The organism is Undibacterium sp. Tian12W (genome assembly GCF_049339405.1).
Classification (GTDB): Bacteria; Pseudomonadota; Gammaproteobacteria; order Burkholderiales; family Burkholderiaceae_D; genus Undibacterium.
In genome coordinates, this window is sequence record NZ_JBMPPK010000011.1 from 173,154 (window position 1) to 196,920 (window position 23,767).

Annotated in this window: 25 protein-coding genes, 1 tRNA gene and 1 pseudogene; 19 read left to right on the forward strand and 8 right to left on the reverse strand. The window is 51.4% G+C overall.

The features are described from left to right. The first annotated feature begins 29 nt into the window (after positions 1-29). The 3 genes from ACO0LI_RS15760 to ACO0LI_RS15770 all read left to right on the forward strand — a co-directional run bounded on the left by ACO0LI_RS15760 (position 30) and on the right by ACO0LI_RS15770 (position 809). Positions 30-428 carry a glutaredoxin family protein gene (locus ACO0LI_RS15760; RefSeq protein ID WP_422953411.1) on the forward strand — a complete coding sequence of 133 codons (399 nt, stop codon included), beginning with the start codon at positions 30-32 and terminating at the stop codon, positions 426-428. 62 nt (positions 429-490) lie between these two features. Continuing rightward, the gene (locus tag ACO0LI_RS15765) at positions 491-637 is read left to right on the forward strand and encodes a hypothetical protein (protein ID WP_422953410.1); all 147 of its coding nucleotides are present in this window, start codon (positions 491-493) and stop codon (positions 635-637) included. Between the two features lie 98 nt (positions 638-735). Beyond that, positions 736-809 (forward strand) — tRNA-Gly (locus ACO0LI_RS15770). 24 nt (positions 810-833) lie between these two features. Here ACO0LI_RS15770 and ACO0LI_RS15775 read toward each other — a convergent pair. Together ACO0LI_RS15775 and ACO0LI_RS15780 are read right to left on the reverse strand one after the other, a co-directional pair. Then, positions 834-1,100, reverse strand: a pseudogene (locus tag ACO0LI_RS15775) (type II toxin-antitoxin system RelE family toxin); the annotation flags it as partial. Between the two features lie 15 nt (positions 1,101-1,115). Next, positions 1,116-1,358 (reverse strand): type II toxin-antitoxin system prevent-host-death family antitoxin, encoded by a 243-nt coding sequence (locus tag ACO0LI_RS15780; RefSeq protein ID WP_423033648.1) that lies wholly within the window; start codon positions 1,356-1,358, stop codon positions 1,116-1,118. Positions 1,359-1,544: 186 nt separating this feature from the next. On the opposite strand from ACO0LI_RS15780, the gene ACO0LI_RS15785 reads away from it, so the two are divergent. The 3 genes from ACO0LI_RS15785 (at position 1,545) to ACO0LI_RS15795 (ending at position 4,498) form a co-directional block, all read left to right on the forward strand. Further along, positions 1,545-2,567 carry a ribonuclease T2 family protein gene (locus ACO0LI_RS15785; RefSeq protein WP_422953409.1) on the forward strand — a complete coding sequence of 341 codons (1,023 nt, stop codon included), beginning with the start codon at positions 1,545-1,547 and terminating at the stop codon, positions 2,565-2,567. A 223-nt stretch (positions 2,568-2,790) separates the two neighbouring features. Next, positions 2,791-4,008 (forward strand): hypothetical protein, encoded by a 1,218-nt coding sequence (locus ACO0LI_RS15790; RefSeq protein ID WP_423033554.1) that lies wholly within the window; start codon positions 2,791-2,793, stop codon positions 4,006-4,008. 154 nt (positions 4,009-4,162) lie between these two features. Continuing rightward, positions 4,163-4,498 carry a hypothetical protein gene (locus tag ACO0LI_RS15795; protein WP_423033556.1) on the forward strand — a complete coding sequence of 112 codons (336 nt, stop codon included), beginning with the start codon at positions 4,163-4,165 and terminating at the stop codon, positions 4,496-4,498. A 57-nt stretch (positions 4,499-4,555) separates the two neighbouring features. Here ACO0LI_RS15795 and ACO0LI_RS15800 read toward each other — a convergent pair whose 3' ends face one another. After that, a complete protein-coding gene (locus ACO0LI_RS15800) occupies positions 4,556-5,455 on the reverse strand; it encodes a substrate-binding periplasmic protein (protein ID WP_423033558.1) in 900 nt (299 codons plus the stop codon). 383 nt (positions 5,456-5,838) lie between these two features. Here ACO0LI_RS15800 and ACO0LI_RS15805 point away from each other — a divergent pair, with 383 nt between their 5' ends. Next, on the forward strand, positions 5,839-6,732 hold the full coding sequence (locus tag ACO0LI_RS15805; protein WP_423033560.1) for a lysostaphin resistance A-like protein: 894 nt from the start codon (positions 5,839-5,841) through the stop codon (positions 6,730-6,732). Between the two features lie 35 nt (positions 6,733-6,767). On the opposite strand, the gene ACO0LI_RS15810 is transcribed toward ACO0LI_RS15805, so the two are convergent. Next, positions 6,768-7,676 (reverse strand): LysR substrate-binding domain-containing protein, encoded by a 909-nt coding sequence (locus ACO0LI_RS15810; protein ID WP_423033562.1) that lies wholly within the window; start codon positions 7,674-7,676, stop codon positions 6,768-6,770. A 101-nt stretch (positions 7,677-7,777) separates the two neighbouring features. On the opposite strand from ACO0LI_RS15810, the gene ACO0LI_RS15815 reads away from it, so the two are divergent. From ACO0LI_RS15815 to ACO0LI_RS15835, 5 genes are all read left to right on the forward strand, one after another. Next, positions 7,778-8,725, forward strand: coding sequence for an NAD-dependent epimerase/dehydratase family protein (locus ACO0LI_RS15815; protein ID WP_423033564.1), 948 nt, complete (start codon positions 7,778-7,780; stop codon positions 8,723-8,725). Further along, positions 8,713-9,345: a LysE family transporter gene (locus ACO0LI_RS15820; protein ID WP_423033566.1), complete on the forward strand. Its 633-nt coding sequence runs from the start codon at positions 8,713-8,715 to the stop codon at positions 9,343-9,345. Before ACO0LI_RS15815 ends, ACO0LI_RS15820 begins: the two co-directional genes overlap by 13 nt. A gap of 24 nt (positions 9,346-9,369) precedes the next feature. Then, a complete protein-coding gene (locus ACO0LI_RS15825; RefSeq protein WP_423033568.1) occupies positions 9,370-9,525 on the forward strand; it encodes a hypothetical protein in 156 nt (51 codons plus the stop codon). Positions 9,526-9,712: 187 nt separating this feature from the next. Beyond that, positions 9,713-11,263 carry a DUF4214 domain-containing protein gene (locus ACO0LI_RS15830; RefSeq protein WP_423033570.1) on the forward strand — a complete coding sequence of 517 codons (1,551 nt, stop codon included), beginning with the start codon at positions 9,713-9,715 and terminating at the stop codon, positions 11,261-11,263. 133 nt (positions 11,264-11,396) lie between these two features. After that, positions 11,397-12,203 carry a hypothetical protein gene (locus ACO0LI_RS15835; protein WP_423033572.1) on the forward strand — a complete coding sequence of 269 codons (807 nt, stop codon included), beginning with the start codon at positions 11,397-11,399 and terminating at the stop codon, positions 12,201-12,203. 14 nt (positions 12,204-12,217) lie between these two features. Here ACO0LI_RS15835 and ACO0LI_RS15840 read toward each other — a convergent pair whose 3' ends face one another. Further along, positions 12,218-12,772 carry a carboxymuconolactone decarboxylase family protein gene (locus ACO0LI_RS15840; protein WP_423033574.1) on the reverse strand — a complete coding sequence of 185 codons (555 nt, stop codon included), beginning with the start codon at positions 12,770-12,772 and terminating at the stop codon, positions 12,218-12,220. Between the two features lie 138 nt (positions 12,773-12,910). Between ACO0LI_RS15840 and ACO0LI_RS15845 the strand changes: the two genes are divergently transcribed. The 6 genes from ACO0LI_RS15845 (at position 12,911) to ACO0LI_RS15870 (ending at position 17,116) form a co-directional block, all read left to right on the forward strand. After that, positions 12,911-13,258 carry a winged helix-turn-helix transcriptional regulator gene (locus tag ACO0LI_RS15845; protein WP_423033576.1) on the forward strand — a complete coding sequence of 116 codons (348 nt, stop codon included), beginning with the start codon at positions 12,911-12,913 and terminating at the stop codon, positions 13,256-13,258. Between the two features lie 20 nt (positions 13,259-13,278). Then, on the forward strand, positions 13,279-14,400 hold the full coding sequence (locus ACO0LI_RS15850) for a tetratricopeptide repeat protein (protein WP_423033578.1): 1,122 nt from the start codon (positions 13,279-13,281) through the stop codon (positions 14,398-14,400). 21 nt (positions 14,401-14,421) lie between these two features. After that, a complete protein-coding gene (locus ACO0LI_RS15855; protein WP_423033580.1) occupies positions 14,422-15,672 on the forward strand; it encodes a metallophosphoesterase in 1,251 nt (416 codons plus the stop codon). A 182-nt stretch (positions 15,673-15,854) separates the two neighbouring features. Continuing rightward, positions 15,855-16,124, forward strand: a complete 270-nt coding sequence (locus ACO0LI_RS15860; protein WP_423033582.1) for a hypothetical protein — start codon at positions 15,855-15,857, stop codon at positions 16,122-16,124. Positions 16,125-16,131: 7 nt separating this feature from the next. Then, a complete protein-coding gene (locus tag ACO0LI_RS15865) occupies positions 16,132-16,416 on the forward strand; it encodes a hypothetical protein (protein WP_423033584.1) in 285 nt (94 codons plus the stop codon). 151 nt (positions 16,417-16,567) lie between these two features. Continuing rightward, complete coding sequence (locus ACO0LI_RS15870; protein ID WP_423033586.1) at positions 16,568-17,116, forward strand: hypothetical protein; 549 nt, start codon at positions 16,568-16,570, stop codon at positions 17,114-17,116. Positions 17,117-17,381: 265 nt separating this feature from the next. Here ACO0LI_RS15870 and ACO0LI_RS15875 read toward each other — a convergent pair whose 3' ends face one another. From ACO0LI_RS15875 to ACO0LI_RS15885, 3 genes are all read right to left on the reverse strand, one after another. After that, on the reverse strand, positions 17,382-18,506 hold the full coding sequence (locus tag ACO0LI_RS15875; RefSeq protein ID WP_423033588.1) for a DegT/DnrJ/EryC1/StrS family aminotransferase: 1,125 nt from the start codon (positions 18,504-18,506) through the stop codon (positions 17,382-17,384). A gap of 78 nt (positions 18,507-18,584) precedes the next feature. After that, a complete protein-coding gene (locus ACO0LI_RS15880) occupies positions 18,585-19,763 on the reverse strand; it encodes an MFS transporter (protein WP_423033590.1) in 1,179 nt (392 codons plus the stop codon). Positions 19,764-19,856: 93 nt separating this feature from the next. Then, positions 19,857-20,636: a substrate-binding periplasmic protein gene (locus ACO0LI_RS15885; RefSeq protein WP_423033592.1), complete on the reverse strand. Its 780-nt coding sequence runs from the start codon at positions 20,634-20,636 to the stop codon at positions 19,857-19,859. 195 nt (positions 20,637-20,831) lie between these two features. Between ACO0LI_RS15885 and ACO0LI_RS15890 the strand changes: the two genes are divergently transcribed. Continuing rightward, complete coding sequence (locus tag ACO0LI_RS15890; RefSeq protein ID WP_423033594.1) at positions 20,832-23,549, forward strand: TonB-dependent receptor plug domain-containing protein; 2,718 nt, start codon at positions 20,832-20,834, stop codon at positions 23,547-23,549. The last annotated feature ends 218 nt before the right edge of the window (positions 23,550-23,767 follow it).

Sequence of the window (23,767 nt, forward strand, 5' to 3'; positions counted from 1 at the left end):
CCGACAGCAAAAGTAAAACTCTTATTTATATGAAAAAAAATCTCAAAAAAACAGCAACTGAAGTTATCCTGATAGTGCTGACTATCGCAATTGCGATTGCCATTGGCAGCCAACTACCCAAGTTATATCAAAAGTGGCGAGGACCATTTAAAACTGGCGATTATTCCATGCATGTTGCCACATCAGGAAAGCCGATTACCCTGTATGGCACATCGACTTGCCCACATTGCCAGACAGCCCGTGAATACCTGACTAAAAACGGCATCCCTTTTAATGATGTACTGGTGGATAAATCCAAGTCAGCAGAAGAAGCATACAAGTCACTCAATGAACGAGGCGTTCCCGTCATCGTCTCTGCGCATAAGCTGATGGTGGGTTTCAATGCCAAAGCCTATGACGAGTTGATCAGCAGTGACGTAAAAAAATAAATTGAAACAAAATAGCCCATCAGGCTATATTGAGCATTATCTTTATGATCAGGAGAAATTAAATGAAAAAATACCTAATCCTCTTCCTCGGCGTCACCATCTTTGCCGCAGTAAGTGCAAGTACCACGGACTATAAAGCATGTTACAAACGCTGCATGGAAAAAATCGACGACAAAGAAAAATGCGAAAAAATCTGCAAAGACGATTAAGCTGAATTAGCTTACCGAAACACTGTCGCAGCGTGTTTCAAAACAGACTAGCTGACAACTTGCAAACACCCGTCAAACCCGCTTAGAATGTGGGAATCGCGGGTGTAGTTTAATGGTAGAACGGCAGCTTCCCAAGCTTCATACGAGGGTTCGATTCCCTTCACCCGCTCCAGCATACTCCAAACTTAATCAGTACTTATCCAGTATTGTCGCGCTGCAGTCCGGCTTTGTAGGCAGCATTGTCCTGTCGTTTGCCAACTGACAAAACGTATACCATAACTGTTTGATCAATCACCTTATAAACTAGGCGATAGCCCAAAGCAGCCAGCTTGATTTTATACAGATCACTGCCGCCACTGACAGGCGCTTTAGGAACGCGTGGCTGCACCAGTCTTTCGCTCAATTTCTTCTTGTGCTGGGTCTTGATAGTCTCATCCAGCTTGCGCCATTCCTTCAGGGCATCTGGATGGAATCGGGTTCATAAGTCATCCAGCTTTACCCTGATGGGCTTTTTCCGGTCTTTTAGCCTGGACTCGACTATCTTTAGTATTTCCTTGTCTTCCAGCAGTTCGTTTACTTTTTCCCAGGCAGCGGCTGTCACCATATAACCAACCGGCTTATTGCGATTCAGAATGGCTACTGATTGATCGCCTGATGCCTCAAGAACAGCAGTAGGATTTGCTTTGAGTTCACTGATGCCGACGCAACTTGGTGCGAGTATGGCTTCCGTGAAAAGCCCCTTTAACTAGTCTTTTAACAATGCCGATATTAATACTACTCAGTAAATATTGCTTCATGTACTGTGAATACACAGCTTGCTGAAGATACAATAGAAAGTAATTTCGCACTTTTTGCGTCATAAATACACTAAGCCGCTGTCACCAGATGATAAAAGGTAAAAATTGACATGAAACAACTGAGATCACGCATCATCGTCGCGCTTGTATTGCTGATTACGGCAACATTCCCTGCTCATGCCAGCGAACCGGTGAATGGCAGCTTTACCGCCGGCAAATCTTGCGAGCTGTATTCGTCTTTCAACAAGCAAAGTAACCCTGGTGCTGTGCATGCGGTGGTCGGCAAGAGCTATGCGGTGAAAGAGATCAACAAGCCGGGTGACTATGCGTGGTTGCGGGTGGATGTGGATGGGGCCAATCCTAATTTACGCTGGGTGGCGCGGGACTGCGGAACGGCACAGCTGGACCAGGTGCCGCAAGACAATCCGCCAGCAGGCCGGGCCAAGGCGAACCGGGAGGCTGACCGCCAGACTATGTGCAGCACACCGAATCTTGAAGACAGCTATGTGCTGGCGATCACCTGGCAACCAGGCTTTTGTGAGCACTTTGCCTATCGCGGCAAGAAGCCTGAGTGTGATGCTATCAACAGTGGCAAGCTGAAAATCAATAACCTGACCCTGCATGGCCTGTGGCCAAATAAAAAAGAATGCGGCATCAATTACGGCAGTTGCTCTACCGAGCCGATGAAGCTGTCTTCTGACACGATAAAACGCATCGCCAAGTGGATGCCGAATTTTCAGTTTGAAAGCAAGTTTGGTGAATACGAATGGAGCAAGCATGGTACTTGCCAGGCACGCGATGCGGATACTTACTTCAAGACTGCAGCGGCAGCCGTCGAGGAAGTCAATAATTCAGCGGTAGGCAAGTTCATTCTGGATCACGCTGGTAAATCGTTCGCGGTGAAAGATTTTTTTGAAATGCTCAAGAAACAGGAAGGCGAAAAAATCGCGCAAAACTTCATGCTCAGTTGCGCTGATGGCAAATACCTGCAAGAGATACGCCTTAAGTTGCCAACAAATTTTGAGACGGGCAAGGGCCTGACAAAACTGATTGGCGATGCAGAGGGATTTAACCGCCAGACCGACAAGTGTGACAATGAAATTATTGTCGAAACGAGTGGCCGCGGGCGGTGATCATTTTGCAGGATGCGCCATACCCACCGTTTTCATATGCATGTGAATTGGTGATGGCGCGCCCTACGTCATCTTGGATTGACAGCACAATAAAATCAGATTTCGCCGCTGAGGTTATCATAAGGAAATAGAAGGCGCGATAGTTACATTCAGTTGCGCACTTTATTGTTTGGTGGTTTCTTGAAGACAAGACAATATCATTACTTAAGCAGACAGGAATTTCATGGGATTCTTCGATTTATTCAAGTCCAAGCCATCGACGCATAAATTTGCCCAGATCGTCATCAAGTATGCCCGCAACCAGGGCATTGCCCAGACCATGCATTTTGATGAGGCAGAGTTCCGTCTGGTGGTCGGTGAAAATGGCTCGCACATCCTGAATCTGCACAATGCCTACCGTGATTATTGTGCTGCGGCCAAAAGTCAGCGTGACCATGTGCTGCTGAAATATACCGCAAGCCTGCAAGTGAATGGCATACCCGACGATTTTGCCAGTGCCAGCAAACATCTGATGCCCAGTCTCAAACCCTGCGGCCAGGGTGAATACCTGCGCCTGACTTCGCTGATGCAGGACAAGCCCATGTCTTATCAGCAGGCTGCCCTGCCCTTTGGCGACGATGCCATGCTGATGCTGGCCTACGATACCGAGCATTCAATGGCGCTGGTCAACCAGAGTAATTATGAAAGCTGGAATATCAGCCTGGAAGATGCCTTGAAAGTGGCGCTGGATAATTTGCGCGACCGTACTGAAGACAAGTTTGTCAATCTTGGTGAAGGTGTCGTCGCCGGGGTGTGGGAAGACGCCTATGACTCTTCACGCATATTGTTGCCTGACCTGATTTACCGCGCCGGTTGCGGCAGTGACCCGGTATTGATGGTGCCCACCCGTGGCAGACTGTTGCTCTGCAATGCCAATTCCAGCACCTCGCAATTAGCAATGCTGGAGCACGCACAATCCTGCATGGAGCAGGAAGGTCGGGTAGTCTCCGCTGGCATGTATAAACTCAGGGATGGCAAAGCCGTCAGCTATGTGCCTGAGAATGCTGATGTACTTGATCGCCTGAAGAACTTGCAGACTGCGCAAAGAGCAGAAGATTATGGCTCGCAAAAAGAATTGCTCGAAGCCCTGCATGACAAGACCCAGGAAGATATTTTTGTCGCCAGCTATACCGTGCTCAAGAACAATGACACCGACAAACTGACTTCACTCTCAACCTGGACCCAGGGCGTAGTATCGCTGCTGCCCAAAACCGACCTGGTCGCCATGGTGATCCCCGGTAGCCAGGAGGGTGAATACACCAGCAAGATACTCAGTTGGGATGACTTGTGCAGCACGGCGGGTGAGCTCATGCAAAAGACGGAAGGCTATCCAGAACGCTATCTGGTGACAGAGTTCCCGGCGCAAGACAAGCTGCATGCGGCGACGGAATCGACTTTGTAAGACAGCACATAAGCGTCTTATGGATCATGGCGATTTGCAGGGTGCATAGTGCGCATCGATAGATTTGCCACGTAGCGATAAACGGTGCGCACGGCGCCCCCTGGCCTATGCTTTTTAACCAGCTTTCATATTTCTCTTTTGCTGAAGCTCCTCTATGAAAATGTATATCCTCGTCAAAGAAGACGTTTCTCTTGGTTTTGCAATGGTGGCCGTGGCCCATGCCTCCCTGGCGGGCTACCTGCGCTTTCAGGATACCCCTGAAGTCAAAGCATGGCTGGCAGGGCCATTTTTTAAAGCGGTATGCCGTGTCAATGCCAAAGAATTTGAGAATGCCAAGCTGGTTGAAGATCATGTAGTGCTGACAGAATCTGCGCTTGATAACCGGGAAGTTGCGATTGTATTCAAGCCGCGTGAAGAATGGCCGAAGATGTTCAAGTTTTTGAAATTGTACCGAGATTTGCCTGTGCAAGAAACCGTGGGTAAGCTTTGAGAGGTGCGCACGGCGCATCCTACCCCAATTTTTCAGCAATAAAAGTGTCGTTGCTTCTCACGGTTTAAACCACAACTCCGGCCTGTTCAACGGCATCTTTTCCGGGCTCAGCAAGGGGTTGCGCAGGCTGATGATGGTGCGGGATTTGAGGTTGATGTTTTTGATCGTGGCTTGCTGGTAGCGCTGGAATATTTTTTCAAAGCTGCCATTCCTGATCATTTCTTCCAGTCCGTTCTGTATGTCTTCAGCCATTTTTTGCTCGCGCGGACTGACAAAAAAATACAGGGCCGATGGATAATACAGAGCAATGTATTTGTCGATGACCAGTTTTTGGCCTGGACGGCCATTGAGTTCTACCTGCACTTCAAAAACAGAACGCGGGAAATAATCAAAGCGCCCTGCCTTGATCATATTGAACAGGGGTTCATAGGATGCCGAGGTTTTTACTGGCAGGCCATTGCTTTTCAATATAGGCCCATCGGGCCAGTCCAGTTCTTGCCCGGCGGTGAAGGCTGCCAGGTCTTTGAGGCTTTTTACGTCCTTGAAAATATTTGCATTCGCTGCTGTCAACAGGGCGATGCGCCAGCCTATCAGGCCCTTGTCTATGGGGATGCGGATGGGAATAAGCTGCGCCTCCCTTTCATCTGTCGTCATGGTCCAGAGGACATCGACATTCCCCTGCGCCGAGCTGAGCTCATAAATACTGCGCGCCTGTTGCATGGGTGCCTCGCTGGCCTGCAACTGATAAGGCTGGCCACTGGCCTTGATTGCTTGCCTTAAAATTTCCAGTACATAGTCACTATGTGGATCAAGTTGGGCAGACAGGCGCGGATAGCGTATGAGTTTGCCCGTATTGCTGGTGGCATTACTGGTATTGCCGGGAGCATCACTGGCGTGCGCAGGGTACAGGCAAGCCAGGGTCATCCATAGCAGTGTCAGCAGTCTGAGCAATTTCATCTGATGTCCTGGATACAAAGATTTTCGGCAGCGCCCGTGCATCATTAAAGTGTAATGCGCGCTGCCCTGTCTGTGTCAGGAATCCGCTGGTCAACTGCAACTTAATCCTCAGGATTGGCAGGAAGCAGACAAAATACAGGGATTTGCAGTAAACGGCATGACCGGCCGCTGGCTAGCAGCCTGGTGGGCTCTCAATTCCGAGCTTGCTTTTTATCGCCGTATTTTCCCATTCAATCCCTGTTTTTTACACTTGGTCTTATCGGGGATGTAAATAGTTTGTCATCTGTTTATAGTGCCAGCCAGTCATTCATATGCTTATTGCAGGACATTGCTAGGCGTGGCTGACGCGGACTATACTCACAACAAAATCCATGGGGATATTTATGACCACAGCAGAAATCAACGCCAGCCTGGACAAGCCAGTCTGGCATCAAAAACTTTTGCAATATACCATCGTCAAATTCCTGCTGGCGGTACTCATCGTCGGTGGCGTGCAATTTATTTCCCGCAAGGCCATGTCGCATTTTCTCGCCGGGCCGGACTGGATGGTATTTCGCAATATCGCAGCCATGCTGCTGGGCTGGCTGAGCTATGCTTTCTATGTACGCATCATAGAAAAACGCAAGGCGACTGAGCTGGCCTTATTCTCAGCCTGGAAAGAATGGCTGATTGGCCTGGTGCTGGGTGCCATGCTGTTTGTGCTGGTGCTGGGCAGTTTGTCTTTGCTGGGCGTGTTTCATGTCGATGGCTACAATGACCCCAGGCTGATGCTCAAATACCTGCCCATCTTTGTGGTAGTAGCGGTCATGGAAGAGCTGTTTTTCCGCGCCATGATCTTTCGCATGATGGAAGAATCCCTGGGCAGTGCCGTTGCCATCCTGATCTCTGCCCTGGCCTTTGGCTTTGCCCATGCGTCCAACCCGGGTGCCACCATCTTCAGTTCAATTGCGATTGCGCTGGAAGCAGGCATCGCATTCGGTGCTGCCTATATGCTGACACGTCGCCTGGCGCTGTGTATCGCCATGCATTTTTCCTGGAATTTTACCCAGGGTGCGGTGTTTTCTGTTGCGGTATCCGGCACAGATAGCAAGGGCTGGCTGCAAACCCATATGACAGGTTCTGAATGGCTCAGCGGCGGTGCTTTTGGGGCAGAAGCTTCAGTGCTTGCGGTTTTTCTGGCGACTTTGATGGGTGTGGTATTCCTGTACCTGGCATGGAAGAAGGGTGAAGTCAAATCAGGCTTCTGGAAAAAACCGCGCCAGCTTGCGGCGGCATGATATCTGTTCTGCATTAAGTCTCCGGCACCAGCTCCCTACTGTTCCAGGTAGTTTTGCATCACGGTCATTTCGTCATGCAGCCATTGGATGAAATGACCGACCTTGGCAGTTGTGCTGCTGGCAGTGACGATGCGGTAGCAATAGCGCGAACTCAGTCCTGCAGATTGCAGAACATGCAGGCGCCCCTGCTGTATATCTTCACAGGCAATCGCCGCAGGCAGCAAGGCCACGCCCTGGGCTGCCACAGTGGCTTGTACCAGCAACCCGGCATGGCTGTAATTTTGCGCAAAGTCATGTGACTTGCCCAGCAAGCCATGGCTTTGCAGCAGGCGTATCCAGTTCTCCGGGCTGCCTTCATACAATAGCGGGTAGCGCAACAAGCGCTGCAAATCAGGCGGCTGGCGTGCGCGCCTGTCCTTGTCGGTCAGCATGGCAGGGCTGTATGCCAGCAGCAATTGCTCGCGCCACAACAAGCTGGCCTCACTCCCCTGCGCATGCAATTGATGACGGATGGCGATATCACATTGCCCTTGGGTGGGATCAACCACGGCATCGTTGGAATCTATGCGGATATCCATATCAGGATATTTTTGCGTATAGCGATGCAAGCGTGGCACCAACCATTTCATCGCGAAGGAATGGGTGCAGGAAATGCGCAGGCTGTCATTGGCACTGTCTTCACGCAAGGCAGCGACCTTGATATGCAAGTCGCGCAGCAACTGGCTGACGGTGCTGGCAAAATCCACGCCCTTTTCTGTCATGCTCAGATGCCTGGCATGGCGGGTAAACAGGGCAAAACCCAGTTGCTGTTCCAGTTGCCGGATATTCTGGCTGACTGCCGCCGGAGTCTTGTGCAATTCATGTGCAGCGAGCTTGAAGCTGCACCAGCGCGCCGCACATTCGAAATCGACCAGGAGTGACAAGTTGCGTAGAGGCTCTTGCATAATGAGATAGTTTTACTTGTTCATGACATCAGTATTAAGCGTTTGTCGCCATTCTTTTCAAAGAGCATGATCTTCCTTGATTATTTTAAAAGGAAGATGTCATGCGCAAGAATATCTTGATTATAGGCGGCACGCGCTTTTTTGGAAAACACTTGGTCAGACGCCTGCTGGCACAAGGCCACCGTGTCACGATCGCTACCCGTGGCCAGACTCCGGATGACTTTGGCAATACCGTACAGCGCCTGCAAGTCAACAGGCGTGACGAAGCGGCCATGCATGCCGTGTTTGCGCATACCAGCTACGACTTGGTATATGACCAGATGTGTTACAGCCCGCTGGATGCGGCGATTGCGCTCGATGTATTTGCTGGCAAGGCCGGGCGTTATCTGATGTCATCGACCATAGAGACATATCGCCATCTCGTTGGCACTATCCAGCGGCCATTGAGTGAAGACGATCTCGACCTGGGCCAGGTCAGCATAGACTGGCACTATCCCTGGCGCGACCCGGCACTCGCAGATGCCAGCTATGCTGCCGGTAAATTGCAGGCAGAAGCGGTGCTGCTGCAGGATGGCCGCTTGCCCTTTGCGAGCTTGCGCATCGCCCATGTATTGGCGGCGCAGGATGATTTTACCGGCAGGCTGGCCAGCTATGTCCGGACGGTGCAGCAAGGCTTGCCTTCGCATCATCTGGCAGGTGTCGGGCGTACTTCGTTTTTGAATGTTGAGGCCGTTGTCGATGCGATGTTGTGGGCAGGCCAGGCTGACTTTCTGGGGCCGCTGAATCTCGCTTGCGCAGGCAGCCTGTCAGCACCACTGCACGCACGTATCGCGCAATTGCTGGGTAAACCCGCACTATTGCAGGCTAGCTTTGATGCAGAGACAGCAAACAGCCCCTTTGATTACTCCCATGATTACGTGATGGACACGACACGAGCACACAGCCTGGGCCATACATTTCCCGCCATCGATAGCTGGCTGGATAAGCTGATCCTGGATTTGCATGCACACCTGCAGGCAACAGATGCGGAGGCAGCATGCCTGAGTTGATATCCTTACCTGGCTTTATCCTGGCAGCCAGCCTGGTCATCATCATACCCGGCCCGGCCACCTTGCTGGTAGCCGGATATGCGAAGCAATCTGTCAGGCGCGCTGCAGCCGCCGTGGCAGGCATCATCTGTGGCGATGTCTTGCTGATTACCCTGTCGGCAGCAGGATTTGCTGTGCTCATGCAAAGCCTGCCCTGGCTCTTGCCCACCATGCGCCTGCTGGGGGCTGCGTATCTGTTGCACCTGGGTATAATGCTGTGGCGCTCCGGTAGCAGACAAAATCAGGAACAACAGCAAGGTGCTGCCACTCCACAGCAAACTGGCTTTGCACGCGGTTTATTGATCACGCTCGGCAATCCCAAGCCTGTGCTGTTTTTTTCTACCTTTTTTCCTTTATTCATCCCAAGCGGGCATGGCAATACCGTGCACAGCTTTGTCGCGCTGGGCATCATCTTTGAAATATTGAATCTGCTGTATTTTTTGCTCTTGTGCGGCCTGCTGAAATTGGCGATCAAGCTGCTGAAGCATCACCGGTTTGCCTGGCTGCCAGATGGTGGCGTGCAAAAATTCTGTGCCTGCGGATTGATATTGTGCAGTGTAGGCATGCTCTGGTATCAATGACATAAAAGATAATATAAGAGTCTGTTGCAATATCCCGCTCAGGCAACTTGTGAGCAATTAGGTGTGGCCCTGAACCAGCGCGGCAACGCTTTGTTGGCAGAGGCCGCGTTGCTCGACCGCGCATACGATGAACAAACCCAGCACGGCAAAACCCAGGGAGCAGATCTGACTGGACGCTGAACATAAATAGTCCATGATTGAGTATCAGAACAGTATCTGACTGACATGCATCAATAATAATGAATGATAAAATTCCTACAATAAAAATAATGCATCCACGATGTGCATGACATTCGCTTCAAATTTGCATGAAATTTGCATTGGGGCGCATGCCATCGTCTCATAAAACTTTGAAGGAGTTTTTTACATGGCTGTAGTAACGATCACGCAAAGCATGGAAGCCGGCAAGTTGGTCATTAAATTGTATTCGGACGGATTGGCTGCGACCAATTCAGTCAACCTGAAATTTTCATATACCGCATCACAACTTTCGCTGAAGGATGTGTCCTTCAGTGGCACCTCCAGCACATCACTGTCCAGCACTGTCGTTGGCAGCACAGGCAATGCAGAAATCAGCGGGCAATTTACCGGCGTCAGTGGCAGCCAGCCATTCGCCACCCTGGTTTTTACTGGCACAGGCAGTGGAAATTTTGACCTGGACTTCTCCAGCCTGAGAATCAATGGTGCGCAAGCCAGCTTCATTGATCCACCGGCTTACGCTTTTTCTCTTGTCAATACAGCGGGGTCTCTGAATATCAGCCTCAATGAAGACTCGTCATATATGGATACTTATGATCCATTCAAGTCCGGTTTTGGGACCAAATTGCAAGTCCTGAGCGAGCCCAAACATGGCAAGATCCTTATCAGCAGCGGCTTTTCATTTCAAACTTACACCTATGTACCTGACGCGAACTACTATGGTACAGACACCTTCAGTATCCAGGCCAGGGACGGCATAGACACACAAACCGCTGTCGTCACGGCGACCATCAAGCCTGTCAATGATCCTCCTGTCGGCACAGTGACTGTCAACGGCGAAAAAGTCGTCGGTGGACAGGTCAGCGCAACCAGCAGCATTACCGATGTTGATGGCATGGGAACAGTACAGTATTCATGGCAAAAAAGCAGTGATGGAACAAGCTGGGTCGATATTGCCGGTGCCAAGTCTGCCACGCTGACGCTGCCCAATGACCTGGCCGGTTTGGCGGTCCGTGCAGTGGCCAACTATACAGATATGGCAGGCACCGCAGAAAGCGTCGTCAGCAGGCTGTATCTCGTCAATGCCAGTACTCCACCAAAAGTTGTCACTGGCACTGCTGCCAATGATATTTTACAAAACAGCCATGACGGCGAAATGGTCGATGGTGGTAACGGTCTTGACACCTTTGTCTATGCAGCACTGCGTAGTGACTACACCATCACCAAAACTGCAAACGGGTTCAGCGTTCTGGACAAGCTGGGCATAGATGCGAGCGACACCCTGAACAATATCGAGCGCATCCAGTTCTCGGACAGGAATGTGGCACTGGACATCAATGGTACTGCTGGCCAGGCATATCGTCTGTACCAGGCAGCATTTGGACGCAAACCCGACCTCGAAGGCCTGGGTTACTGGATCAAGGACATGGACAAGGGCTCCAGCCTGACCACGGTGGCGGCTGGTTTTTTTCAGTCGGCAGAGTTTCAAAAACTGTTTGGCAGCAACCCCAGTACCACGACACTGATCACCAATTTTTACCAGAATGTCTTGCACCGTGCACCGGATCAGGCTGGCTTTGATTACTGGAATGAACAGATCAGCAAAGGACAGATCACTGCCGCCGGAGCACTGGCCAGTTTTTGCGAGAGTACAGAGAACCAGGCGCAGGTCATAGGATCAATCCAGAATGGCATAGACTACAAGGTGTGGGTGGGGTAATCCCGGCATGCTGGCAGGTAGTATGGTGATATGCTCTGGCCGTGTTCATCCGGGTGAGCAAGGGCCTGCCAGCATGCTTTGTCTATGACTGCTGCTCCTTGTGATCCATTTTCACCTTATTTTTTCGTTTCATATGAATGCCATCACCCACCAGCAAGCCCTCGACAAACTCGCCGCCCATCAACTGGTACAAGTCATAGAAGATGATGTCGCCAGCCTGACATCGACTGCCATGAGCTATGCCAAACATGATCAACAACTGACCGTAACTGGTTATGTCTTGCCCCAGTTGCTGGCGCGCTGGAATTGTGTGCTCAACGCCAATGATGATGAAGCCACGCCCTTATACAGAGACAAGACTGTACTGGCACTGGCGCTGCTCTTGCACAAGCACGGTATGACCGAAGCAGCTATTACAGTGTGTGCATTGCAGGCCATAGACAACTTGAATGCTGCAGTGGCACTCAGTGACGCTTTTTTCAGGATTACCGATGCCATCAAGGCCTTGCTGAACAGCCCTGCCCAGGCTTTGAAAAAGCGGCCATCGACCAGAGACAACCTAACATTTCTGCGTGCACGAGATGTCATCGCCATCCAGCTTGAGCAATACTATTACGCCGCTTATGTGCATGAGATCAAGGGGTTTAATGAATACCCCGTCATTGAGTTTTACCGGGCGCGCTTTGAACACAGGCCGGACATCGCCGCCTTGCAGGGATGCACGGCGCAAGGTGAGACCTATAATGATGGCAAGACACGCATTTCATTATATGCAGTCTGTGGCATGCGCCATGTACCTGACCCGGCTAACCAGTTCCACCTGATTGCCACGGGCATTACTGACAAACCAGACCAGAGCCACCTGGCTGCGTCGGTAGGCCTGTATGCAATGAGTGACTTGTTCAGGCTACAGGCTATGATGCGAAAAACCGGTAACTGATTCAGAATGCCGGCTCACTGGTATTGTGCAAAGCGTGCGGCAAAAGTCTCCAGCTCTATTCTTGCAGCATTGGTGACGAAGGATACGGTGTGATAACTGCCCACCAGACTGATGATTTCGAGTAGTTGCACCTGGCTGAAATGCTGCTCCAGCTTTGCCCATAATGCATCAGTGATGCTTGATGTTTCATGCAATTCATCGACGGCTTTGAGCAATAGCAATTCGCTGGCTGACAAGGCGCTTAATGCTGGCGCATCGCTGAGCGTGGCAGCAATGTCTTCCTTGCTCAAGCCTGCCCTGGCGGCAAACAGGGTGACATGTACACCCCATTCATATTCCGAACCGCAACGGGCACAGGTGCGCAGGATGAGCAGTTCGCGCGCCCGCAAGGATATCTCGCCCTTGTCCAGCAGATTGCCGGCAAACATGCGCAGCAAGACACGCTTGTTATGTGCCTGGGTACGGAATAGCGTCAAGGGCGGCATGCCGGGTGGCATGATGCGAGTAAAAGCCTGCTCTACGTCGATATCATAAGGTGGCTCCAGCGGGGCAATTCTTGGCATGCTCATCGTGTTCTCCTGAAAAAAATCGCAATGAAATAGGGACCAATGCCAGCAAGGCATCGCCCGGTGTTAAAATCCACAAACCGCTACGCTATCAGTAGCAAACAGCATATCGCTACATTTAATGTAGCGCAAGGAAAAAATATGACGATACCAAAACCGGGGCAGGCAGTGCGGGGGTCGCAGACTGGCCGCCCCATCATGGCCTTGCTGGATTTGCTGGGCCGCCGCTGGACTTTGCGCATGATCTGGGAATTGCGGGGCGAGCCGCTGAGCTTCAGGGAACTGCGTGAGCGTTGCGACGCCATGTCGCCCACCGTGCTCAACCAGCGCCTGCGTGAACTGCGCGAAACCCGCATCGTCGAGATGGGTGCTGCTGGCGGTTACAGCCTCAGCCCATCAGGCTTGAACCTGGTCAAGGCAATGCTGCCCTTGCTGGCCTGGTCAGAAGAGTGGCAGCAGATGCTTGATGATACTCAGCAGCAGCGCTGATTTCACCTGCACAGAGCAAGATGAATTACACTAACACCCTCAATAGCAAACCTGAGCCGTGCGCCTGCAAGCCTATCTCATCATCCATGTACAAATCCACACTCATCGCTGCCCTGCTCTCTGCTTCGCTCTCAGCCTATGCACTGACTAACGCTGCCACCGCCACTGCTGTCACCGCACCAGCCAAACCTGCTGCTACAGCCGCACCAGATGTCGGCGCAGCCGCCTTCAGGGAGGGTAATTTTGCCCTGGCCTTTCAGGACTGGAGTACCCGGGCAGCAAGCGGCGAAGCCGCAGCCCAGCATAATCTGGGCACCCTGTACATGAGCGGCAAAGGGCCAGACAAGGATGAAGCCAAGGCCATGGAATGGTTTGGCAAGGCCGCTGCTTCTGGCTATGCCAGTTCACAATTCAATCTGGCAGAAGGCTATCGCCTGGGAATAGGTGTAGAAAAAGACATGGCGCAAGCCATCTCCTGGTATCAAAAAGCTGCTGCGCAAGGTCTGGCCAGCGCTCAGGTGACCCTGGGCATTTGCCATGAAATGGGGCTGGGTGTGCCCAAGGATATGGAGCAGGCCAACAAGTTGTACAGGGCTGCGGCTGATCAGCAAAATGCAGAAGCCCAGTTCCGTCTGGCGCGCATTTTTGCGCTGGGCCTGGGTACCGAGGTAGATCAGCGTGTTGCCAATATTTATGCAGCGCAGGCCGCAGACCAGGGTCACCCTCAGGCACAGACTTATCTGGCTACCCAATACCTGTCCGGTGTCAGCATGCCACGCGATGTCAATCTCGCCATCCACCTGCTGGCACAGGCTGCCCGCCAGGGCCACGCACGGGCGTTTGCCTGGCTGGGCAATATCTATAGTGAAGGCAATGGCATTGCAGCCGACCTGCCCCGCGCCTATCTGTATTTCTCTATCGCCGACAGGCTCGATACCAACAAGGAAATGCAGGACATGCCCAACAAACAAAAACTGGGCCTGGCCTTCCGCCTTAAAACAGAAGAAATACAGCAAGCCATGACACTGGCCAGTGAATGGAAGCTCGGCAATCTGCCACCGAGGCTGGTCTTGCCTGTCCTGAACACGAATCAAGCCAAACCCGAGATTTATCGTGGTGAAGTTTATTATCTAAAAAACTAAGCAAAATTTTCCAGATAGATCATGCCAGCGTCAACATCACTATTTCGCCTTCGCTCGTTCAATTCATACAATTCATTCGTATTGTGCAGTAGCGTTGCCGCCCTCGCCAGTGTCTTAATGCTGAGTACGGCGCTGGCGCAAAATGCTGCGCCAGCGCCTTCATCGGCTGCGGCTGCAGCATCTACGGCATCTGCGGTATCAACGTCCGCAACACCGGTCACTGGTATCAATGATGGCCCGTATGCGTTTTACCAGTCGCCGAACCAGCCCGACAAGGGTGGCCTGGATGTGAACTGGATATGCAATGATCAATTGCAAAAGCAAAGCTTCAGCACTTCTGCCAACATCAGCCTGCCTGCAGCTTGCGGTTACCCGCAGGCATTGACGATACGTCCCGCAGAAACTGCCTTTCCTGCGACCATCAAATTCAAGACCGACAAGTTCGCCGCCATCAGTGACATCCACGGCCAATTTGACCTCATGCTCAAACTCTTGCAGGCCAATGGCATCATCAACCAGGACTGGCAATGGACATATGGCAAAGGCCATCTCGTCATTACCGGTGATGTGCTGGACCGTGGCCCCAAGGTCACTGAAGCCCTGTGGCTGCTGTATGCACTTGAAGCCCAGGCCAGCGCCGCTGGTGGTGGCGTGCACCTGCTGCTGGGCAATCATGAAGCCATCTCCATGGCAGGCGACGTGCGTTATCTGAATAAAAAATATGCTGCCGTCGCCCAGCACCTGAATATCAGTTACCAGCAAATGTTTGACAACAGCAGCGTGCTTGGCCGCTGGCTGCGCAGCAAGCCTGTGATCGTGCAGGTCAATGACATGCTCTTCATGCATGGCGGCCTGCATCCTGATCATCAAAATCTCAACATGAGCCTGCAACAAGTCAATGAAAAATACCGCAGCACACTGGGTTTAAGCAAAGCACAAATCAAGACTGACGATGTGTTGAGCTGGCTGTACGGCAGCATAGGGCCACTCTGGTACCGTGGCTATTTCAATGCCCCCAAATTACCTGTTGCCGACCTTGATAAAATGCTGCAGCAACTCAAGCTCGAACGCATCGTCGTTGGCCACACCACCATGGATGGTGTGTATTCCCATTACCAGGGAAAAGTCATCTCCATAGATTCCGGCATCAAGGGCGGCGTCAAAGGTGAAATACTGTTCTGGGAAAAAGGCCAGCTCAGCAAGGCAGGCGTGGACGGACAAAAAGTCGCAGTGCCGGATGCACCGGAAAAACGCAAGGATGCGGGCGATTGAATTTACATAGCAAAAGATTTCTGGGTCAAAGCAATACTCTTGACGTACGGCGCATTGCAATGCGCCGTATGTTTGCCTGGCCAGCAGATACCCCTTATTTCTCGACCCCATGCAGCCTATTACGCAGCGTATTGCAAGAATAGCGCAAACAAGCTATGTGCTTACCATCACCTAAGAAAATCATGGAATTCAAAGATATAGGTACTGGAGACAAGTTAGTCCAATTCCTTGAAAACTGGAAAGCTTTTGATGGCGATGGCTATGATTACGATATGAATGGTTTGCTCTCAATATTGCGTGCATGCCTAAGGAATCTCAGCAAACATTCTATAGAAACAGATTTTGACGATCTGGATAATGTATTTGATGAGCCTGAAATTCAAATTTTAACAAAACTGCTTAACGGTACAAAGCGAGGTAGTTTTGACTGCAACACAAAATTAGATCAATAAATTAACGATGAATCCATGGCCATTTAGCGACCCGCCAAATATAGCGGTTATCGCGAACAAGAACTTCTTCACAGGTGACAACTGGATTGCCTATGTCTCGCACGATGAGGATGATGGTGGCTGGCAATTCCATGGGCCAGAATCTAATCCTTCCGAGTCTGATATGGTCTTAGTCAGCCTAGCAAGCATAGTGGAGCATGATCCCAATGTTTATGCTTTGGGGGACTTGCCATTGGGTTGGCGTGCATGGAGAGATACAAAAGAATCAATTTGGCAGCGAGCGCCTGCGTAGGGCACATTGCAATGCACCGCATGTTTGCCAGGTCAACGGTCGCCTGATCGCAGAATTAAAAGAGCAATGCACTCAATTACTTTGTCAAAGTGAGTTCATCCCTTGATTCCTGCGTAAGATTTCAAAATATTTAGCAAGTTTTTTCCATTTCATGAAAACAATCGTACCCATCTTCGCCTATGTCCCTCTTTTAACAGTGCTATTGAGTTCGTGCGCTTCAACGCCAATAGCATCATCGACGACATCGCGTCCGTTCAAGAATTCTAAATTTGAAGTGGAAATCAAAGGTGCCAGAGCGACGATGGTCATCGTCAACGATACGCCTTACCAGGTAAGCTTTCAAATGTACAAAAATGCCGACAACTGCTCTGAGCTAGCAGGAAACGCGATTGTATATGCGCCTGACAAACTCCGTCTTGCATTCCCGGCGGACGACAGCGTTGCATTTACAGCGTCCTATAGCTATCGCTCTGGCACCATGACTAACATTTGCACAGGAACCTATTCATTCAAACCACTTGCAGATGCCATCTATAAAACTGAAATCACAGCTATTCCTAACATCTGTATTTTCAAAACTTCAGAAAGTGTAGATAAGGGAAACCGTGAATATCGGGACATACCGGTTCACATCACCACGAGAACGGCAACTTCGTCTTTTCTTTCAGGGGGAGCATGCAAGTCGTTGAAGTCTGAATAAAAGTAAACCCTGGTCGGGTAGCCGAGCAAAAAATGTCAATACCGGATGCATCAAAGAAGGGTAAGCATGGGGGAGATTAACTTTGCATAGAGCTTGCCAGATTTAAGCGCCGGTCTGAACGTAGGGCGCATTGTAATGCGCCGCATGTTTACCTGATCAACAGATCGCCCTCATTTCACGATCCCATGCTGCGTATTACAATACGCCCTACGATATTCAAATAGCTGAAAGACCGAATAATTTCACTAAAACCGTTGCTGGATAATCACCTCATCAATATTTTTTTCACCACCGCACAAATCTCATCCACATCCCCCACCGTCAAACCCACATGCAAAGGCAGGGTGACAGTCTCGCGGGCGATGCGTTCTGCATTGGGGAACATGCCCTCGCCGTAGCCAAAACTCTTGCCCACGGTAGTAGTGTGACAGGCTTCATACGAAACACCTGTGCCTATGCCGGCATCATGCAAAGCTGCACGGAAGCTGCTGCGAGTGTGGCCAAAGTTTTCGTAAGGGATGAGTACGCAAAACATATGCCAGGTCTGCTCTGGCTGGCCCTGCGGTGGCAGCACGACACCAGGTAGCTGCGGGAAGCTGGCAAAATAGCGATCTGCCAGCACCTGGCGCTGGGCCATGAAGTCATCGAACTGGGTCAGTTGATGCAGGTCTATTACGGCTGATACGTCCGACATATTGAACTTACCGCTGGCCTCTACCACATCGCGGGTCTGGTCTGGCAGTTTGGCGATGCCGTGAAAGCGCAGTACATCTACCCGCTGTGCCTCAACCTCATCGTTGACGACAATCGCACCACCTTCTATGGTCGTCATGTTTTTGTTTGGATGGAAGCTGAAGATGGCGATGTCACCAAATGAGCCTACGGGTTTACCCTTCCACTTTGAACCCTGCACCAGCGCGGCGTCTTCTATGACCCGCAGTTTGTACTTCTGGGCCAGCGCATACAGCGCATCCATATCACCGAGCGCACCTGGGAAATGGGTAGGCATGATGGCTTTGGTTTTAGGTGTGATGGCAGCTTCTACCTGGACCAGGTCAATGGCGCGGGTGACCAGGTCACAATCGACAAATACGGGTTTGGCACCGCATTTGACGATCATGTTCATGGCTGAGAAAAAAGTCTGGGCAGACGTGATGACTTCATCACCCTCACCTATATTGCACAGTGCCAGCGCCACCTCCATCGCGCCTGTAGCCGAGGTCAGCAACCTGGTCGGACGATGTCCAAAAGTTGCTAACAGCGCCTGTTCCAGTTCACTGACCCTGGGGCCAGTCGCGATCCAGTTGGAACGCAGCACATCTACCACGGCCTGTATGCTGGCTTCGGATAATTGTGGCTGGGCGAATTTACGGTAGGCGGATGAAGTCATGGCGAAAATTGTAGGCTGAAAAATGAAAGCCTATTGTAGCTGAAGATTTTTTTAAACAGCTTTACGCCAGCAAATCAATCAGACTGAGCTACCGGCAAACAGTTTCAACCTCGCACTGGCAGCCACCAGCAACATCGCTACACCCAGCCCTGCAAATGCCATGTTGAGGCTAATGGCATGGGCAACAAAGCCTATCAGTGCCGGGCCAGCCAGCACACCGGCATAGCCTATGGTGGTGATGGCACCAATGGCCAGGCTGGCAGGCATGGCATTTTGCTTGCCTGCGGCGCTGAACAAGATGGGCACGATATTCGATGCGCCTATGCCTATCAAAATAAAACCCAAAATGGCAATAGCGGCTGAGCTGGCCAGTACGGCAGCAAAAAAGCCCAGCGCCGCACATACGCCCCCAGCCAGCATGACGAGCTTGCCACCCAAACGTGCTACTACGCGGTCCCCCGTCAAGCGACCCAGGGTCATGGCGACCGAGAATGCGGCATAACCTATGCCGCCCTGCCCGGCATCCAGCCCACGCCCGGCGGTCAGTAATAGTGCGCCCCAGTCGAGCAAGGCACCCTCAGCGAGAAAGACCACGAAGCACAGGACACCGATAAAAATCACTGCACCGTGCGGTATTACAAATTGCGGGCCATCACGCTCGGCTGCTTCCAGTTCATGCAGCAGATTCGGGCTGGCAATCAGCAACATCAATGCGACCAGCAAGCTCAGGCAGATACTGGCGGCCAGCACAGGCATGCCCAGCCATAACAGCAAGGCCATGGTGCCCGCCCCGAGAAAACCACCGGCACTGAACATCCCATGAAAACCGGACATCAACGCGGCACCACTGTTTTTTTCAACAATTACAGCCTGTATATTCATCGCCACATCGAGAGTGCCTACTGAAGCTCCAAACAACAGGAGTGTCAGACCAAACAGCAAGGGGCTGCCCACGACAGAGAGGCAAGGCAGGATCAGGCAAGTCAGTACACCTGCCGTCAAGATCACTGGGCGGCAACCAAAGCGTGCAGTCAGCATGCCAGTCACAGGCATGGCACACAAAGAACCACCACCGAGGCACAGCAAGAGCAGGCCAAGAGCAGCTTCATCAAGGCCTAGCCTGTCTTTGGCATAGGGCACTAGCGGCGCCCATGCAGAAACAACCAGGCCTGCGGCGAGGAAAGCAAGGCGGGTGGAGAGGCGGTGTGCAGAATCTGTTTTATTGATGAGACTTGTTTTGCTTGAATGTTCAGACATGAAATAGTTTGGATACTTACCGTTTTCAACGGCAAAGAGATTGTTTAATGATGGAAGCGCATCTTGCCGTTAGAGACGCAGCTTGCTGTTCGTTCATGGCTCCGGCCTGGCCCATTTCTTTTCTATGGCCGCATACACGCCGTTCGCCTTGATCTGGCGCAGACCTTGGTCGAGGGCGTTTGCGTATTGCTGAGATTCCGGGCGGCGTTTGGAAAAACTCACATACAGACTGTCTTCCAGCAGGATACCGGTTTGCTGGATTTTCCCTTTGAACTCATCAGGGTGGACGCTGTTCAGGTAATCTGCAATACGGGTATAGATGAGGGAATAATCTGAGCGGCCAAGCAAGAGTTTGCGCAGGTTGGACAAATCATTCGGTGCGGGTTCACGGACGATGCGCGTGTCGTTTTCAAACGCGCTGCCATAGGTATAACCATGTGTCACGCCGATCACATATTTATGCAATTCCTGCACATTGATCTTGCTGACTCTTGATTGCGGGCTGTCTGCGCGCGCATAGATGCCGACGCTGGCCTTGAAGATGGCTTCCTTGTGGAAGATAAAGTCCGGTTCCAGTGCAGTATCCTTGAGGCTGTCGAAACAACCGAGCTCCTGCCCGCTTTTGACCAGCATCAGGCAGCGTGAATACGGGGTGGCGATGAAGCGGACATCAATATTCACCGCCGCATAGGCAGCCTTGATGACATCAACGGCAAAGCCCCGGTTCTTGCCATCCTTGACGGCAGAATATGGATACCAGCTATCCTCACCAATGAGCGTGATGGTTTCTGCCTTGCCATTGGTGCTGCCTGCGCATGCGAGACAGCACAACAGGAGGCAGAGCAAGTTATGCAAGGATTTTTTGAGAAACACTGCGCGTATTCTGAAATATTGGAAACGAAACCACTTTCGTAAGTGTGCCACACATTCCTTATGCGGATGTTGATTGGGGGCAGAGGATAAGTAGTAATACCAATCATGCTATGCATGTGGATATACGGATATATTCGTTCTAATATAAATATATTCTTGATATTTTTCGGTCTTCATTCATTCCTGAGAAGACCCATGCATCAAAAAAACTATCCCCGCAAAGCTGCAAGCCAACCCGCACTGAAACCCCTTGCAGCCTGTTTACTGGCACTCTTTTACAGCCAGACCCTGAGTAATTCTGCCTTTGCCCAAACGGCAGAAGGTAAACCGGAAGCCGTCGTCATCACTGGTTCACGCATACCGCGCGCAAGTCTTGAAGGTCCTGCCGCAGTGACCATCATCACCGCAGAAGAAATCACCAGACAGGGCTACAAGAATGTCTATGATGCGATCAATAACTCGGTACAAAACTCTGGCTTTACCCAGGGTGAGGACTTTGGTAATACCTTCACGCCGTCTGCCAACACCATCAGCCTGCGCGGTCTTGGGCCTAACCATACCTTGATACTGCTTGATGGCAGGCGCATGGCTGATTTCCCTATCGCTTATGAGGGCACGGTCAATTTTACCAACCTGGCGAATATTCCGTCGAATATTGTAGAGCGCATAGAAATCCTGAATGGCGGTGCGTCGGCAATTTATGGCTCTGATGCGATTGCCGGTGTGGTCAACATCATCCTTAAAAAACAAAGCCAGGGCTATAACCTGAATGTCAAACTGGGCGATACTGATAGAGGTGGTGGCAGCAACAAGCGTGTGCAATTCTCTGGCACGGCCAATGTCGATCAGTTGCGCAGCCTGTTCAGTCTGGAATACAGCGAGCGTGAACCACTGCGTGCGACCCAACGCGATTTCATGGCGAGCCGCAGCACACCAAGTGCAACGCTGTACCGCAAGGATATCAAGTCTGGCAAATACCTGGACCTGGGTGATGCCTGTAGCCAGCTCAATGATCTTTTTGAAGGCACGCAGATCAGCTATAAAACCAGCAAGGGCAGTTATTGCGCCAGCCCCCGCCTGAGCCCCATGCACTGGAGTGTGCAAACCAAGAACAAGAGCTTGAATTTTTTCTCCAGCAGCAACCTGGACCTGGATGCAGACACTACCCTGTTTGCCGATATTTTACTCGGCAAGAGCAAGACAGAAAACGATACACGCTCGCCAAGCTGGGTATCGTCTTCGACCAACCAGAGCTATTTCTGGAACAAGAACAGCAATGCCTATGAAGCCTGGAGCAAGGTATTCGCGCCGGAAGAAATCAATGGCGTGAACCGCTTCAACCGCCTGTGGGATGACCAGTCTGCTGGCATCAATCTCGGCATCAAAGGCGTGATCCCTGGCACGCAATGGAATTATGAGGCTGCCTATAGCGCCTCTGCTTACCGCAGCGAGAACGTGGCACCGCGCACGCTGGCCAACATAGACCAGTTTTTTCTGGGACCCAAACTGGGTCTGGATGCCGCTGGCATCGCCATCTATGCACCTGACCCCAAACGACTGACGCAAAGGCTGACACCGGCAGAATTTGACCAGATCACCTCGGCATCTCGCAGCTCAGACAGTTCACGCACACAGACCCTGAGCCTCGCTGTGAATACCGAGTTATGGAAACTGCCCGCAGGCGCAGTCAAGACTGCGGCCATTGCCGAGATAGGCCGCCAGAGTTTTGATAACCTGCCTGACCCCAAGATCAACCAGGGCGTGTTCAACACCGTCACCAAATCAGATGATGTGCGTGGTTCGCGCCAGCGTTATGCACTCGGTGCAGAAGTATATGTACCGCTGCTCAAGGAAGTCACCGCCAGCCTGGCTGGCCGCTATGATGATTATCACTTCGCTGGCCGCAAGGATGGCAAGCTGACCTATAACGGCGGCCTTGAGATTCGTCCGACTTCTGAGCTTTTATTCCGAGCTAATTACGCCACCAGCTTCCGCGCACCGGACATGAACTACATCTTCAAGGCGCGTGGCACTGGCTATTATTCCAGCACCACCGACTATTACCGCTGCAAGGCTGAAGGCCAGGAACTCAAGGATTGCGACTACGCAAATTACTCGCCGGGCGCCAACTATGTGCAGTTTGGCAGCCCTGACCTGAAGTCAGAAAAAGGCAAATCCTTTGGCCTGGGTGTGGTCTGGTCACCAAGCAACCAGTTTGATATCTCGCTTGATTACTGGAATATCAAGATCAATGACATGGTTGTCAACCTCAGTGCTGATCAGCTCTTGCGCGATGAAGCTGATTGCCGCACCGGCAAGCGCGATATAGGCTCCAGCCTGTGCGCTGACACCATCAACCGCATCAAGCGTTATCCAAAAGATGCACTGAGCCATGCAGGTGAAATACAGGAGATCTGGGTCAACCCCATCAATGCGGCTTACCAGGCTACCAGCGGCATCGACATCAGTGGTAAATATCAGCTCAAAACCAGTGCTTATGGCAGCTTCAGCATCAAGGCCAATTACAGCAAGACCCTGAGCAAAAAATCCAAGCAGTTTGAAGGCGATGCCCTGTATGATGATTTGGCCGACCTTGGCAACACCGACTGGCGCGACAAGCTCATCACCAGCGTCAACTGGGTAAAAGGAGATTTTTCCAATACCCTGACAGTCACGCGCTATGGCAAGATACCGAATGGGTCAGGCCAGTATTACCTGTCACCGACAGGCATCGCCAACTGGAGCACAGTCTATCAGGCCAATAAAAACCTGAGCGTATCTGTCATCGTCAACAATGTCTTGAACAAGATCAAGTATGACTATAGCGGTGGCTGGCCTAACTACCCGGTCGGTTCATTCAGCCCGCTTGGCCGCCAGGGCTGGGTGGAAGTCAATTACAAGTTTGGCGCATGATGATTTAGTACTTATTGCTACTCTCCGGCCTGGAGAGTAGCAATCGCTGGCCGATGTACAGTTCCCCTTCAATCTCCCAATGGCATGCTGCATGGATACCCATGATGCAAGCACCTCCAAAGATAGACCGTTCACACCGTTAGCCCTATAAATATCGCATGCAGGAATGATGCAAGGAGCTCTGGACAATTTCGCACTATCAATGATATAAACATAAG